This window comes from Lysinibacillus sp. CNPSo 3705 (genome assembly GCF_028674935.1).
GTDB lineage: Bacteria > Bacillota > Bacilli > Bacillales_A > Planococcaceae > Lysinibacillus.
This window is the reverse complement of record NZ_JAQZSD010000039.1, coordinates 22,056-39,249: the sequence shown is the minus strand read 5'-3', so window position 1 is coordinate 39,249 and position 17,194 is coordinate 22,056. Positions and strand designations below refer to the sequence as shown.

Annotated in this window: 9 protein-coding genes and 1 pseudogene; 2 read left to right on the top strand and 8 right to left on the bottom strand. The window is 36.5% G+C overall.

Going from position 1 to position 17,194, the window contains the following annotated elements:
* Positions 1–518: 518 nt before the first annotated feature.
* The 4 genes and pseudogenes from PVA17_RS16290 to PVA17_RS25555 form a co-directional block, all read right to left on the bottom strand.
* A complete protein-coding gene (locus tag PVA17_RS16290) occupies positions 519–1,388 on the bottom strand; it encodes a GNAT family N-acetyltransferase (protein WP_274068285.1) in 870 nt (289 codons plus the stop codon).
* A gap of 437 nt (positions 1,389–1,825) precedes the next feature.
* Positions 1,826–3,658, bottom strand: a complete 1,833-nt coding sequence (locus PVA17_RS16285; RefSeq protein WP_274068284.1) for an ABC transporter ATP-binding protein — start codon at positions 3,656–3,658, stop codon at positions 1,826–1,828.
* The gene (locus tag PVA17_RS16280; RefSeq protein WP_274068283.1) at positions 3,658–5,379 is read right to left on the bottom strand and encodes an ABC transporter ATP-binding protein; all 1,722 of its coding nucleotides are present in this window, start codon (positions 5,377–5,379) and stop codon (positions 3,658–3,660) included. The genes PVA17_RS16285 and PVA17_RS16280 overlap by 1 nt, the downstream gene beginning before the upstream one ends.
* Positions 5,380–5,706: 327 nt before the next feature.
* Positions 5,707–5,936, bottom strand: a pseudogene (locus PVA17_RS25555) (DMT family transporter); the annotation flags it as partial.
* A gap of 418 nt (positions 5,937–6,354) precedes the next feature.
* Between PVA17_RS25555 and PVA17_RS16275 the strand changes: the two are divergent.
* Positions 6,355–8,376, top strand: coding sequence for a GGDEF domain-containing phosphodiesterase (locus tag PVA17_RS16275; protein WP_132364720.1), 2,022 nt, complete (start codon positions 6,355–6,357; stop codon positions 8,374–8,376).
* Positions 8,377–8,463: 87 nt separating this feature from the next.
* On the opposite strand, the gene PVA17_RS16270 is transcribed toward PVA17_RS16275, so the two are convergent.
* Both PVA17_RS16270 and PVA17_RS16265 read right to left on the bottom strand, forming a co-directional pair.
* The gene (locus PVA17_RS16270; protein ID WP_132364718.1) at positions 8,464–8,931 is read right to left on the bottom strand and encodes a threonine/serine exporter family protein; all 468 of its coding nucleotides are present in this window, start codon (positions 8,929–8,931) and stop codon (positions 8,464–8,466) included.
* A 12-nt stretch (positions 8,932–8,943) separates the two neighbouring features.
* Positions 8,944–9,696, bottom strand: coding sequence for a threonine/serine exporter family protein (locus PVA17_RS16265; RefSeq protein WP_132364716.1), 753 nt, complete (start codon positions 9,694–9,696; stop codon positions 8,944–8,946).
* A 271-nt stretch (positions 9,697–9,967) separates the two neighbouring features.
* Here PVA17_RS16265 and PVA17_RS16260 point away from each other — a divergent pair, with 271 nt between their 5' ends.
* Positions 9,968–11,374 carry a polysaccharide deacetylase family protein gene (locus PVA17_RS16260; protein WP_132364714.1) on the top strand — a complete coding sequence of 469 codons (1,407 nt, stop codon included), beginning with the start codon at positions 9,968–9,970 and terminating at the stop codon, positions 11,372–11,374.
* Between the two features lie 51 nt (positions 11,375–11,425).
* Here the strand turns inward: PVA17_RS16260 and PVA17_RS16255 are convergent, their stop codons facing one another.
* Positions 11,426–13,516, bottom strand: a complete 2,091-nt coding sequence (locus PVA17_RS16255; protein ID WP_132364712.1) for a beta-propeller domain-containing protein — start codon at positions 13,514–13,516, stop codon at positions 11,426–11,428.
* 225 nt (positions 13,517–13,741) lie between these two features.
* A complete protein-coding gene (locus PVA17_RS16250) occupies positions 13,742–16,972 on the bottom strand; it encodes a collagenase (protein ID WP_132364710.1) in 3,231 nt (1,076 codons plus the stop codon).
* Positions 16,973–17,194: the final 222 nt, after the last annotated feature.

The window sequence follows — 17,194 nt, the reverse complement described above, 5'->3', positions numbered from 1 at the left end:
GATGTCCAAAATTTCGTTTCGTTCACTAACTCATGGTTAGTTACTAAAAACTTTATTGATTACGTTTTGCTTGTTCAGTTTTCAAGGTTCATTTCGTTGCCGTTTTCTCAACAGCGACTTTCATATAGTATCATGTCGTAAACTCTATGTCAACAACTAATTCAACTGTTTTTTAGTAGCTGTCTTAACGACTTGTATAATACTACACGCCTAATTTAAAAACGTCAATACTTTTTTCTAAAAAAGTTAATAGTTTTTTACTTCGTCGAGAAACTTCCTATTATAATGATTTTAAACTTTTAATATGACATTTGTTTAATGTTTTACAGTTAATCTAAATAAGATATCATGAAAAAATATATTACGGATTCGAATGATGTTCCTCGGAAAAAAAGCAAGGTCTTCCCCATCCATTTACGTAGTTCGTTTATCTCTACCTGAAAATTCACTTCCTTTTCCGGTGTGCAGACTTCATTGCCGAACATAAAAAAGTGAGGAGCACACTCCTCACTCTTCACTTATTGTTTTACATAATAGTCTATTTGTTGAGCTTTCATAAAGCCGGCCTTCTCATAAACAGAAAGCGCTTTTCTATTGTCAATTTCTACATCGAGCATGACGAATTTAGCTTCAGTTTTGCTCGCATAATCTTTGGAAAATGACAGCATTGCAGTACCAATTCCTTGCCCCTCAAAGTTTGGATGCACTGCCAATGCCGTTACCCATTGAATTTCATTTTCCTGGGCAGTCGTCACTGTTCCAACAATTTCTCCATCTTTACGGGCTACCCATAGCTTTCTTCCAGTAGTTGAAGTATTAAAAGCGATAAGCTCTTTAGACTCCTCAGGTAGATCTCCAAACGCAGCACTATAGATGGCAATCAACTCTGCCTGTTCATCTGTATAAGGAATAATTTCGATATTATTCTTTAATTCTACTGACTCTGCTCTTGTTTCTAAAGTGGCCTCTGAAAAGCTATATGTGAAGCCTTTCTTTTCAATAAACATGTGCCCAAAAGGCGATCCATCAATCACTACCGCCAATTGACCTTCTGCCCCACGCTCTTCGAGGCCAGCCTGTAAAGCTTCCACTAAAGCAGTTCCAATTCCCTTTTGACGGTACGTAGGTGTTACAACTAAAGACCATTCATATGTATGCAGTCCCATTAAATCTATTGCACTAGCTGCACCCACTAATACATCTTTGTCATCTTCATATGCAAGTACCATAAATCCCTTCGTTTCAAAGGAACCCGCCATAGGCAAACCCATAGCAGTCTCATATACACGATAATCATGTGTGGTCGCTTCTTCACACAATAATTTTAATTCATTTAATGTTTCTCCATCTATCGGGAAAGACACTGTCATCACTGAAATATTCATCATTTACTCCGTTCTTGTATCAGACTATTGCCCTATTGTAGCAAGAAAGAAAATAAGCTGGCAACAAAATATACTAACCACTTCTAATCATTTCTATTTATTAACAATTTTACTCCAAATATAGTGAAATTAAAAGGTTTTATATGATTTTTAACGATTATAAACTGAAAATTACTAGAATAAGGTATGTATTTTTATACACCCCATTCATTTGCAGGCCCTATTTCTGCTGCCAGGGAGCATCTAGTTGCTCCCTCACCTAAAAGAACTAATCCCTCTTAATCTACCTATACTTAATTATACTATTTATCCCAATAAATTACATTTAAATTATAGATTAAAAATCATACTTCAACTAAAAAAGAGCAATTCCAAAAGTTCGAAATCACTCTTTTTTATACTGGATCAATAAGATTTATAATTACATCGTTATTTTCACACTACTCATCAAGATGATGAGATGAAGATTGTAACATCTGCGCATAAATGCCACCCGATTCCATTAATTTTTGTTGAGGGCCTGCTTCAACTAACTCACCTTTGTGCATAACAAGCACAATATCGGCATTGTGTACTGTATTTAAACGGTGGGCAATAACAAAGCTTGTGCGTCCCTGCATTAACACATCAAGAGCCTCTTGAATCGCAAGCTCCGTAACAGTATCAATACTACTTGTCGCCTCATCCAACAACAAAATTTTCGGATCAGCAATCAAAGCTCGTGCTATTGATAATAACTGCTTTTGGCCTTGCGAAATTCCACTGCCATCTGCAGCAAGTACAGTGTCATAGCCATCCTTTAGCATCATGATAAAGTCATGTGCATTTGCACGCTTCGCCGCTTCCTCTATCTCTTCGTCGCTAGCATCTAATCGACCATAACGAATATTTTCACGTACAGACGCTTCGAACAGAAACGGATCCTGTAACACAAAGGCCATTTGCGAGCGCAATGCTTGTCGTTCTATTTGCTGAACGTTTACACCATCAAATAAAACCGCATCGTTTGATACTTCATAAAATCTTGCAATAAGCTGCAGGATCGTTGTTTTTCCTGCACCGGTTGCCCCAACCAGAGCAACCGTTTGTCCGGGCTCCACGTTAAAATTAATGTCCTTCAAAGTGTAAGCTTCCGCTGCTTGCTCATATTTAAAGTACACATGTCGAAAGCTCACTTGCCCTAATAGCTTATGCTCCCGTGCTGAAGCAGCTTCCTCCTCGGGCTGTTCATCCAGTAACGCAAATACACGCTCAGCTCCAGCAATCGCTGACAGCACGGTATTAAATTGATTGGCCAAATCATTTAAAGGGCGTGTAAATTGTCTCGCGTATTCTGTAAAAATAACAATTACGCCAATTGATACATGCCCATAAAAAGCAAGTACTCCGCCAATACCAGCTACTATTGTAAAACTCATATTGTTTAAAAAGTTCATGACCTTTGGTATATACCCTGAATATGTCTGCGCCCAAAAGCCAGTACTTTTTAAGCGTAAACTTTTTTCGCGAAACTCAGCTTTCATGCGTTCTTCTTGTGAGAAAGCTTTGACAATTCGTTGGCCCGAAATCGTTTCTTCAATCATGCCATTCAAAGCTCCTATGGCCGCTTGCTGCTCCTTAAATAATGGTGCGGTTCTTCGTGTGATCCAACGCATCGCCCAAAACATAATCGGTATAATGGTCATCGTTAATACTGTCAGTAAGGGGCTTAGACTTAGCATGATAATCACTGTTCCTGTAAGCGTTACTACACTAGAAAACACTTGAATAAAGGAGCTATTTAATGTTGAGCTAACGGCTTCAATATCGTTCGTCATTCGACTCATTAATTCTCCATGCTGACGACGATCAAAAAAGGTAATCGGCAGTCTTTGGAAATGAGCAAAGACACTCGTTCGTAATCTATATATGGTTTGTTGGGCAACACCAATCATCCAATAGTTTTGCAAAAATAATGATATTGCTAATAGAGCATAAATGCCGATTAACAGCATAATCCCTTTTTCAAGTCCTGTGAGCTCTCCATGCGTTACGTACATGTCAATCATTTTACCAATTAAATACGGTCCAAGAAGAGACAAGATGGAACTCGCCAAGACAAGTAACAGCACAATAATTAGTAGTACACGTTGTTCATCGACTATTTTCCATAAACGTAGTAGTGTGCTTTTCCAATCTGTTGCACGAGGTCCCTTCTTTTTCTTAACAACTTGCCTCACATCATCTTTCGTCAAAATCGGCTCATAGCCAAAAGGCTTGTGGAAAAATCTCATTATTCCTTCACCTCCTGTTGAGAGATTGCGATTTTTTTATAAAGCACTGACGTTTGTAAAAGCTCTTCGTGCGTCCCATATGCAACCACTTTTCCTGCATCAATGAGTAAGATGCGACTTGCACCTTTAGCTGTCCGAATTTTTTGAGTGACTACTAGCATTGTTGCTTGTTCTTCACTCAAAGCTTCCCATAATGCCTGCTCGGTTTTAACATCAAGTGCACTTGTACTATCATCAAGCATTAAAATATGCCCTTTTCTTAATAACGCTCTTGCAATCGATAATCTTTGTTTTTGACCGCCTGAAAGGTTAACACCCTTCTGACCGACTTTTGTCTCATAACCATTCGGGAAATCCTCTACAGAAGCATGAATTTGTGCTTGCATTGTAGCCTGTAGCACTGCATCCATTTCAGCCTCTGCATCGCCCCAACGAACATTATCCGCAATGCTTCCTGTAAATAATAATGATTGTTGTGGAACATAGCCGATGATTTCACGCAGCTCTTGTAAATCCCATTGCTGTACATCTTTCCCCTCTACTACTATTTTACCTTCAGTCACTTCGTAGAAACGTGGAATAAGCTGTAACAACGTAGATTTCCCTGCACCAGTTGCCCCCATAATGGCAAGCTTTTCACCAGATTTCACTTGGAAGCTTACATCAGATAATACAGGTGAGTCTTCCCCAGGATAAGTAAAACTAACATGCTCAAAAGCTAACTCTCCAAAATTCAAGCCTTTAGACGTTTTCTCTGAAGATGATGGTAGCTCTATCTCATTCTTAGTTGAAAGAACTTCTGCCATACGTTCTGCGGAGGTTTTTGCACGCGCATAAAAAATAATAATAAAAGCAAACATCGAAAACGAGCCTGTCATACGCATCGCATAATTGACAATGGCAACTACATCTCCGAGCGGTGTTGTACCTGAAGCTATTTGTTTTGTCCCAAACCACAGTACTGCAAGCAGACTCATATTCATGATGAATAACAGCACAGGCATAATATACTCCATTGTGCGTAAAGCCTTTACAGTATCTATTTTTAAGCGTGAGGCAACTTCATCGAAACGAGAGGCCTCATACGCACCACGTAAATAAGCCTTCACTAATCGTATAGCCTGTAAATTTTCCTGTAGTACACGATTCAAACGATCCATTCTTTTTTGCACAAGCCCAAAATAAGACACACCTTTTGTCACCATAAAAATAAGAAAAATCAAAATAATCGGTGCGCCAATAACTAAAAACAACGCTAATTTAGCATTTACTACAAAGGCCATAACGATGCTGCCAACAACGGCAAGTGGTGCACGAAGCATAATACGCAAACTCATAAACAGCACCGTCTGAACTTGCGTTACATCATTCGTTAACCTTGTAATAAGAGAAGCTGTTGAGAATTTTTGATAAGTGGTTAATGTAAAGGATTGTATTTTTTCAAACAATGCATTTCGTAAATCATAGGAGAAACTCTGAGCTGTATGCGATGAAAAATACGAATTAACAACACCGGCTATAAAGGCTACGAACGATAAGCCAAGTAAAACAATTCCCCATTGCCAAATCATCCCTTGATTTTGAGCACGTACTCCATCATCTATGATTTTAGCCATGATAAGTGGCTGAGCGAGCTCCACAAACAATTCCAACAGCATTAAGCATAACGCGATAAACGCAGTCCATTTATAAGGCTTCACATAGGAAAAAATTTCTTTCATATTCTTCCCCCTTATCATCAGAAAGGAGTTCCACAAATTTCAAATATAGTGAATAACTCCTATACAGATAGTATTTTTACGCTTTTTCTTTACCTACAGAAAGCCATGTTAAATAAACAAGCATAACGAAGACATCCACTAATTGCTCAAACCTAGCGATGTACCAAACACGATACTGAATAACCATTGCTGTAGCGGTTTAATACTAGAAATCATCTTGTTTCTACTTAAAATAGCGGAAAAACAACAGATTTGACTCCAAATGCAACAATTAATCTCTCATGCGAATCCTCCTATAAGCATTCCCCGTACAAGTAGTACACTTCATTCTTTTTTCAAACTTGCAGGGTACAATGTGTAGACGGCATCGTAAGACCAATCGCTACTCCCTACAATAAGGCTTTACTACTAACTAATAAATCATCCAATGAAGCGTTCATTAGTAGGAGAGAAAGACCTAAAAGTGTACCAATAATCCTTATCACTTGATATTTCGATGGCCATTTCCTTAAACTAAGAGAGACATAGGCAACAACAAATATCGGTGCTAGAAATTGAAAATACATAGAGGAGCCCAGTTTAAGATAGCCACGTCCTGTGGCAATTTATCAGTAGGTGTTAGGACACCCACTGAATGAAGATAAATATGTAGGTAATGAAATACCTGCACCCAATAACGAATTGTTAACTATGGAATGGTGTATTGTGAGTAACAACTCCATTTAAGGTCCGGGTTCTCCCCGTATTATCGCACAGGAGACGATTAAAACTATTTTTTAATCTTTCCACATAATTCTAGATCCCTATATTCATACTAAAAAATGTTATTTTTCTTCAATATTTTCCTTATTCCCAACTAAAAAAGTCCCGAAATTTTTTATTATCAAATATTTACAATCATATTCATAATGACTAATTCCCGATAATTAACTATAATAATAGTATATATAGATTACTCAAGGAGATCGAATAATCATGAGTCATATGCATAAATCATTTACGATCGATGAACATTATTTAAATTCACTTCCTTTTCCTGCTATTGTCTTGAATCAAGAAGGACAAGTTATAAATTTGGGAAAGCTTGCTGAACAGCTATTTGATTTTTCAGATACTACTATTAAAGAACATACCACTTTATTCATTCATGAAAATTTACTACGTCAGCTTTCATTAGAAACCTTTCAAGCTATTATGCAAAATAATGACAGCACGTATATCAATCAAATTCAATTAAAAACGTATACAAATGAAGAAATTACAACAGCGCTACTAGCTAAACCATTTACTGAACAAGGAAAGCATTTCGTTCTTATGATGTTCATGCTCCCAGAGTTAATGATTAATTCTGTCTCAAGTAGCAGCACTCTCGTAGACTTAAAAAAGGGATTAGACTCGACATTTATGACAGTTACACTTGATCATGATGGGTTTATTTTAGAATGTAATAATGAATTTCTAAAAACGAGTCAATGGACACCAAAACGCGTGATTGGTAAAACGTTTTGGCAATTGTTCCCTGAAAATAAAGAAAGCGAAAAGATCACAAATACCATCTGGCGGAATTTAAACATTGGCCAAACGTGGCAAGGTGAAGTCGAAAAAGTTACAAAAGCAGGTCAGTCTTATTGGGTACTACTAACAGCTATCCCTACATTTAATATCGAAACAAATGAGCAACAATTTTTATTAATTGAAAAGGATATCACCAAGTCCAAGTCAATTCAACATCAGCTGGAAAAAATTGCTTATATTGATACAGAAACTGGTCTGATGAATGCACATCGACTTGAAAAAGTGATTTCCAATATGATTGAGGATGAAAGAAACTTTTCTTTTGTCTATTTGAGTATTGATAAATTTTATACATTAAAAGAGTTACATGATCAGCAAATCGGTCAAAGTCTTATTGTAGAGTTTACAAATCGTATAAAAATGTACTTCCAAGATAGCACAATGGCACGTATTAACGAAAATGATTTTGTCGTGATTACACCATTAAGTGAATGGTTTATTCAAGGCTTCTTGTCTTACTTACAACAACATCCAATTTATAACAGTAATGTTGCTGTCCCTATTTCTATTAGTGGCGGAATTACACGTTATCCAGAGGATCAAACTACATTCTCCCAACTAATGAAGGCATCCATTGCTACTATCACAACTGTCCGTGAAGCAGGTGGCGATAAAATCGTCTCACTATCCAAAGCAACACATAAAGCATTAAATCGTAAAGCTTTAATTGAAAAACGTTTACTTCAGGCTCTTGACCAAAAAAATCTAAAAGTCCTCTATCAGCCACAAATTGATGTTTATACAGGAAAAATTACAGCTGTAGAAGCACTAGTCCGTTGGGAAGATGAAGTAATTGGCGTTGTTTCACCAGATGAGCTTATTCCAATCGCTGAGGAAACTGGTCTTATTAATAATATCGGTTCCTTTATGCTAGAAAAAGCTTGTGAACAGGCGCTAATCTGGCAAAAAGCTGGTCTTAATTTAAAAGTATCCATTAACTCTTCTGTACGCGAATTCCGTGATAAAAACATGGCAAAGTCAATCCTTGGAACTTTGGCAAAAACCGGCTGTCCTGCAAGCCTTATTCAAATCGAAATCACTGAGAAATTTGCGCTAGAAGCAGAAGCTGCTACCTTTATCACACAGCAAATGCGTAAGCTTGAAAATGAAGGTATTTCCTTTATACTAGATGATTTCGGTACCGGGTATGGTTCATTTAGATATATGCAAATTTTACCAATAGATACATTAAAAATCGATAAAACATTTACAAGTTCTTTATTAAAGTCCGAAAAAACGCAAAAGCTAATGCACGGTATGGTGCAACTCGGAAAATCTATGGAACTTAAAGTTGTAGCAGAAGGTGTCGAAACCGCTGAACAAGCAGATCTTTTGATTTCTTATGGCTGTGACGCTATTCAAGGTTACTATATTAGTAAACCAATTCACGCAGAGGAAATTGAAGCATTACTAGTTAAATAGTAATTTGAAAAAGGAGGTTACGTTTATAAACGCACCTCCTTTTTTATATTTGTTTTATCCGCTGTGCTCATTCATTTGATGAGTGTCTTATTTCTTATAGACCTTTTGGAATCTCGCTTTACCAGTACGTACAGAACGGAAAATAAGCTGTATTAGTACCTCTGCAAACACAAGTCCTATAACGATGGCACCTGTAATTAAAAATGCCTTTAATCCATACTGTAGCCCTTGTATATAATCATCCTCTACAATATTTCTCATTGCATTATAAGCCATACCTCCCGGAACTAACGGGATAATACCGCCGACAATAAAAATAATCATTGGCATTTTGAAGCGCCGAGCATACAAATGGGAAACGATAGCAATTATAAAAGAACTAAAGAATGAGGCATATACTATATCCATGCCATGTTCTGTTAGAATGAAGTAAATCATCCAGCCTACTACCCCAACAAAACCACAATAAACTAGATTTCTTCTAGGTACATTAAAAATAATTGCGATACCTGTCGTCGCAAAAAAACTGAGAATCAACTGTACGATATAGTCCATGTCGTCTGCCTCCTAAAACGATAGAGTGACAGCAATAGCTGCACCGATTGCAAAAGCTGTTAAAAAGGCCTCTACACCCTTCGCCATCCCCGACATAAAATGACCTGCTATTAAATCCCGAACGGCATTCGTGATCAAAATACCTGGTACTAGTGGCATAACGGAGCTAATAACAATTTTATCTATTTCTGTACCATGGCCATATTTCACTGAAAAGACAGCTATAGACCCTACTACTAAAGAAGCTGTAAATTCTGCGAAAAATTTCACTTTTGTTAAATCATTTATCAATAAAAGTACTAGGAAGCCTAATCCCCCTGCTAAACATGCAAAAAGGAAATCAGACCATCCTCCCTTAAACATTATTAGGAAACAACCACTCGCAAGAGCCGCTGATATGACTTGAATATAAATTGGTAAAAAATAATTTGTTTTTTGTATCGACTTTAGCTCGTCATAAGCTTCTTCTAATGTTATCATGTGAGATGTGAGTCTCCGAGATACTGAATTTACCAAGGCTATTTTTTGCAAATCTGTTACCCTGTTGGAAATTGATGTAATTCTCGTCGGCTGTGTCTTGCCTAACGAAAAAATGATCCCTGTAGGTGTAGCATAACATTGCGCATCTAGCATATTTTGAGAATGTGCCATGCGTAGCATTGTATCCTCCACACGGTATGTTTCTGCACCACTTTCAATCATAATTCGACCTGCAAGCAATAAGCAGTCAATCGTAAATTCATTGTCCACTTCATGTAAAACCATTACAGTTATCTGCCTCCTTTAAAGGGTTCCTTGCCAATAGTATCGAACTGCAAATAAAAACTCAACAAAAAATTTTTTAAACTTTTAACCAAAGTACTTTGGCTTTCATATACTAAAAATGGTAGCTACTGAGTAATTTTTTCATGGAGATGGGTTTCCCATAAATTGATAGCAAAACTTCATAGATTCGTATAACTTTTTCAATGACTAACACGTCTGATTTTATAAGCAGTCTAAAAAACTAAATAAGGAAAGGAGCGTATCCACAAAAATGCCGGAACGCAGAAAAAAACGCGGCCCAATGATTGATTTCCTATTAATTGGCCTCATCATTACATTAACAACTATTATTTTAGTCATCATCCTATCAAAAGATGACTTTAAGTTTCAAAAAATTAGTGCCTCTAAAGAGACAACTTCAGATTCAATAAAGAGTAACCTATCCACAGATAGCTCTGCGTTTCCAGGTATACGTATTGTAACAGATGTCTCTAATGATAAGCGAACACCTTTTGCTATTCACTATCCAGAAACAGATAATAAAGCTTTTAACGATGCTGTATTACAGTACATAACGGATTCAAAAGAAAACTATCTGTCATCTATGAAAGAAAATAAAGATAAAGAGGTAATGGGTGAGCTTAATATTAGTTTGGAAACTTTTCCATATCAAAAGAAATACTATTCCTTTGTGCTAACAAAAATGTTGTATACAGGCGGCGCCAACCCCGAGGTTTCAACAAAAACATTCTTCATCAATCAGGAAACTGGTGAACTAATTTCCATTAAAACATTGTTGAACAACGATAAAAACAATTTATCGGTGTTAGCTACTCATGTACGTAACGACTTACAACAAAACCTTAAGTTAAAGGATGAGCTTTTCAAGGAAGATTTAATAAAGTCAACTGAACCGAAGTGGTCTAACTTTAATCGCTTTGCTATCGTTGATGATTCGATACAATTCTATTTTGATGAGTATGAGATTGCTAGCGGAGCAGCAGGTCCACCAATTGTGAAGCTCCCACTATCACTTATCAATCCATTGTTAGCCTCTGATTTCCAGATTGCTATGGAAAAGCCGGTAAAGCCAACTAATACAGGTGATCCAAACAAAAAGCGCATTGCCTTAACTTTTGATGATGGTCCACATCCAAAGGTTACAGAACAGATATTAGATACTCTTGATAAATATCACGCAAAAGCTACCTTCTTTATGCTTGGTAGTCGTGTACAATATTATCCTGATATCGCAAGAGATGTTCTTGCACGAGGACATGAAATAGGTAATCATTCATGGAACCATCCTGTATTAACAAAACTGTCACTAGAGTCGGCAGTAAATCAATACACTTCTACAGTTGCGGAGATAGAAAAGGCCCTTAACCAAAAGCCAACTGTATTTAGACCACCGTACGGAGCAACAAACGATACGATCAACAGTCAAATTTCAGTTCCTGTTGTTTTATGGTCGATCGATACATTAGATTGGAAGTATCGCAATGCGCAACAGTTACTACCTAATGTCAAAAATAATTTACACAATAACGCCATTGTCTTAATGCATGATATTCATCAATCGACTGCCGATGGTCTTGATTCCGTTCTTGCTTATTTACAAGGGCAAGGCTATGAATTCGTGACAGTATCGGAAATTCTTCCATATCGTCAAAAATAACCACAAGAAAAGCCCAATAACCTCAAGATCGAGGTTATTGGACTTTTCTTTTTATTTTACAGTTAATGTATCAAGTGGTTTGAAGTCTTTTAGCTGATAGCTCTTCACTTCATTGTTCGCTACTGTGTAAAGAGCGTCACCTATATAGACTACTCGCTGTACACGCTGCTCCCAATTTTCATACTGATCGCCAGTGCTTTTATTCACAATATTTCCTTTTAGGACGATTCCTTTATCTGCAGTGATTTCATAGATTTGCGCGCCTTGACCTTTGTAGACGACTTCATCACCCTTCCCTGCATCATACAGGACAACCGGGAAACCGAAGTAATTGTATTCCTTGTTGCGGAATAGTGCTTTCGGATTGTATTGAACTTCAGAGTACGAGCCTTCTCCGCCTATTTTTACTGTCGATTGCTCCGTTGGATTTTTGAAATCTGAAACATCAAACAATGACATTTTCATATTAGTTGTGACCGTAAAATTCCGCTTCGAATATGCATCATAGCGTTGCTCGGTATCATAGCCAATACCGATTAAATGTGTATCGTCTAATGGATGCAAATAGTTACTAAAGCCTGGAATCTTTAGCTCACCAAGCACTGTTGGCTTTTTCGGATTTGCGACATCAATAACAAACAATGGATCCACTTCCTTAAATGTTACTACATATGCTTTTTCGCCCATAAAGCGTGCAGAATATACTTTTTCACCTGGAGCTAAATCTTTTACTGCACCGAGCTCTTGTAAATTTCCATCCAAAATAAATAGGTGATTTCGAGATATTTTTTGTTCATCCCACGCATTTCCTTCGGTTGTAACGATGCGGAAATTGCCTTTATACTCATCCATTGAATATTGATTTAACACGGTTCCTTTTACTTCCGTAGTACCTACAAAATTCATGGCAGTTCCATCAATATTCCATTTAAAAACTTGTGTATTAGTTGTTCTCGGTATCCAGATCATATCCATCATGCGACCCGAAGCAGGCACCCGATTTCCATCATAAACTGGTGTTGTTAAATAAAGTGCATTGTCCGACATATAAAGTCCACTACTACCACCTAAGTACCCCTTAGTGTTCGCAGTTGTCTTTGCACCATTTTTTAAATCCACTGCTGTAATTAAGCTATATGTTCCATCCATTGTATTCGGTAAAATAGAAATTTTCTCTAGAGGTAAACTTTTGTACTCATTTCCTTCTACACTATCAAATGTTTTCGGTTTTAAATCCGGCGTTTTTTGCTCTCTAAGCATCCAATAATTCGGATACATATTCCCGATTAAATATAATGTATCATCTGTAATTCGAATATCGTTTAAATATCCCTCTTGCCCTACTTCACGTATAAGCTTCGGATTGTTAGGGTTTGAAATATCATACAAAGAGGCTGTCGACATGCTTGTGCCTGCTTTTTCTAAATATTCATCCCCAATCACTATTAATAAATTACCATATAAGGCTAGCTTCGAAATATATCGTGACTCCTTCAGCTTGATTGTAGTTGCTAACTGTAATTTTTTCGGATCTTTAGCATTTACTACAGTAATGCCTTGATCTTTTACAGCATAAATAAAGCCATCTTTAACAACTACAATATCCCCTTCTTCCACTCCTTCGACCTGATTATTCGTTGTAGAGGAATTGTCTGCACTCGCTTTGTCTTCACTCTTTGCCAGTTCTATGGTTGCCTCATTCCGTTCTTTTTGTGAGTTAGCTAAAAGTGTTTCGAAATATTGTTGTAGTTCTTTTTCTGATTTTACAGCTTCAAGCTTTTCAATGATGGTAAATGCTATTACTTGCGATGTTGTTTTAGGTCCATCTAGTACAAACGCTTCTTTCTTCACATGTAATTTATAGCTTCCAGGTACTAAATCACTTACGATCATTGTCTGTTTATCTTCCCCGAATGTTACTGTTGCTGTTACCCTTTTATTTTTGCTATTTGTTACGTAAACATTGTCTTCCGCTACTGCGCTTTCTTTTAGTGCCTCAGTAAAGGATACTTGCCAGCTATAGGTAGTTGTACTCTTACTCTTAGTTTGTGCCTCAACTTTTTGGGTCGAGTCCAGCATAATAATCCCTGGCAAAATAGCTAGTACTGCGATGAGTAAAATTGCTAACCAATTCCTTTTCATTATTATTCCTCCCTTTCATAAACTTGTTTATGAATTAGACTACCAAAGAATAGGAAAGTTACATTATTCCGAATTTTTTATCATTAAAAAAACGAGAGGAAGTGAATCCCTCTCGTCTTAATTACGAGCAGCAGCTAATGTATTCTACGTTAGCTGCTGTTCTTTTAAATAGAGATCAGATCAGCCTCTACTATTGAAACTAAAACTTATTTCTTAAAAATATAATTATTGTACATTTACTGTATATGTCCCGTTTTCATTATCAAATTTATAAATGTATAAATAATATTTGCCTGGTTTCGCATTATATTTACCTTTTATAGTATTGCCATCTTCCTGTCCATATGCTACGTAATTTCGCATATCAGACTCATGACAAAGCACCCATGTCATGCCAATTTGATTTTCATTCAGGACAGAAATATCGATTTCTTTTGGAGACGTAACATCGAATGTGTATACATCCGTATGATCATCATCCATCAAGCTACCTTTTAAAGACTTATTAAATGGAATCATATTCGCTTCTTCCGGACGATTATTTGGTTCTTGCTCTGTTTTTTGTCCACTATTTTGTACATTTACTGTATATGTCCCGTTTTCATTATCAACTTTATAAATATATAGATGATACTTTCCTGGTTCCGCATGAAGTTTACCTTTTATACTATTTCCATCTTCCTGCCCATACGCTACATAATTTTGCTTATCAGACTCATGATAAAGCACCCATGTCATGCTAATTTGATTTTCATTTAAGACAGAAATATCGATATCTTCTGCAGCTGTAACATCGAATGTGTATACATCCGTATCATCATCACCAACCAAATCACCTTTTAGAGGCGTATTAAATGGAATGATCTTCGCTTCTTCTGGATGAGGTTTCTCTGTTTGTACGCCTTTTCGTACAGATACAATTGTACGATCTTTACTTTCTATTCCCTTATCATTTTTCACCGTTAATGTCACATTGTATGTTCCATCTTTTTCGTATACATGAGTAGGGTTTGCCTCTTCACTTGTTTTTCCATCACCAAAATCCCAAAGATAAGAAACGATTTCTCCATCGTTATCTTTTGAACCATCACTCTTGAACTGGATTTTTTCATTTTCGACTCCAGCATATGGACCATTTATCTTTACTATAGGCGCTTGATGATCTCCTTCATCTGTCGCAATGCCGTGGAAAACAATATCATATTCAAATTGGTTTGCTGCATTCACACGGTAGTTTACAAAATACGCTGTCACTGTTTTATAGCCGCTCCACTCTTTTTGCGACAGTTGATCTAGTACTTGGTTCACTTGTTCACTCATCGTTTTCCAGTCTTTAGATTCACCCTTTGTTGCACTACCCACATACGTACCTTCGACTGTAAATGTATTAAAAAATTCAGACTTATGTTTTGTAATTTTCGCATCTTTTACGTTAGCAACATCTGCAATTTCTTGTACTACTTCATTTAACGCTTTTGGGTCATGTTTCATTAAATAATCTTCTGATACTTGTGGCACCACGTACTTTTCTTGATTATCAATCAATTGCTGCATATACGCTTGGTATTCCGCATTCAGTTGTGGATCTTTACTTAATACGTCACGATACTTATCATAATTTTTCACATCATTCGCACGAATTAAATCTTGAATCTTAACAAATGTGTCAAATTGATGATTATACATATAAGACTGCAGTGCAAATGAATAATTATAAAAATCCCATGATCCATATTTTGCAAACATTGTTTGTTCAGCAGTGTAGCGTTGTGATGGTTCATATGATAAGCCACTAATAATACTATTACGTGGAACTATATCATTTGTACGTGTTGATCCTGCAAAGAATTCCGCATTTCCTTCCTGGAACCATGTTAGTCGTTCATTTTGATACATATCTCCTGTTCCGAATAAACCAGGAACCTCGTATCTTCCTTGTAAATAATGTGTGAATTCATGGCGGAACAACTCTTCTAAACTATAAATACTTTGCTCCGGCGTACGTTCATATGTAAAGAACGTTCCCTTCTCTTCAATATAAATACCACCATTATTTGTTTCATAGCCATACAATTGACGATTTAATCGATATTGATCTGGAGAGTCATAAATGACAACTGTTAATACATCGTCAGCATTACCTGGCTCTAATGCTTTATCATTGCCAATTACACGGTGATATTGTGCTTTTACTTCTTTTGCAGCCCAGTATAATCTTTGAATTTTGTCTTCTGTTACGTTAGCTCCCGTTTTAAAGACAATCGAGCCATTATCAAATGTATATGTTTTCGGTAAATACTGCTTCTTGCCCTCTTCACGCATTTTCTCTAAATCTACTGCATTACCACTATAGTCTTTTCCATCATAATTTGTAGTAAGTTGTTCGACTGCTACAAAATAAGCTTCACTTAAATAGGGATACATTTGCATTGCTTGTGTAACAACTTCTAAACCTATATTTGGATTACTATGGAATCCTCCTAAACGCCCTGCATAATAAATGCCATTATTGATTAACCAACTATTGTTATTCGTTACATTATGTATAAGAGCAATGTTATTCACTTCATTGATGAAACTATCAATCTTTCCATACCACATCGTCGTATTCGCTTCTTTACCTGCCTGATGCAAGTACGACTGCAAGTCATAATCAATGCCATGTATTAAATCATAGATTGCTTGCCCTTTTAAAGAGTCGCTTTCATATGTAGAGAGATTTTCGTTATACTGTTTTAAAATCTTCGCAGCATACTGAACTGTTTCTGCATCACTTGAAGCATTGCCGATTAATTTCCCATAGGCAGATACCACTTTATCTTGCTCATCTGTACCAAGTTTAAAGTTCGGATTTTTAGCCATTTCCTTTAATGCTGGTAAACATAGATCTTGGAAACTTCTCTCGTTTAAATAACTTAGTTCCTTATTATAAAATCCTAAATAGAAAGCAGAGCGCAATAGCTCAACAAATGTTTCTATACCCTTTGAATCATCTTTCGTAAAAGAACTTCCTCTTTTCCCTAATTCATCAATAATAACTTGCATACGTTCTTTATTTTGATAAAAAGCTTTTGTTTCAGTATTGAATTGGAATAGGTCTGTAATTTGATACCAACGAATATTTCCTAGCGTATCAATTAGCTCACTATCGCTCATTCTAGTAAGCTCTTCCATCGAATACTTATCCTGCAATTGCTTCGTTTCAGCAAGCTTTATAGTTGGAGCTGGTTGTTCCGAAAAATCCCCCATTTCCAAACGTTTTTCAAATGATAATGTTTCATCAGCCGTTGTAGAATGTGCGATTTCATCTTTCGCCGTATATATGCCCACAGGCTTCATTTGTAATACATTATAAGGCGTTTTTTCTGCTGCCGATGCTTCTGCTTGTAACGCTCCGAACGACAGTGCCATTGTACTTACTCCAATTAACACTTGATTGAGTTTTAATTTCTTCATAACAAATCCTCCTATAGTACTACCTTTGCAAATCCGTAATACGTTGATTATTTGGAACTATATTGCCCATCTAAAAATAACATATTATGTGAATAAGGCAATATAAAATGTTATTTTTAGTAATATTTTCTTGTATAATTTGAACGCTAAGACACAATTAGACCATAATTCCATTCTTTAACATAAAAAAAGAATCCGAAATTCGGATCCCTAACTAATCAT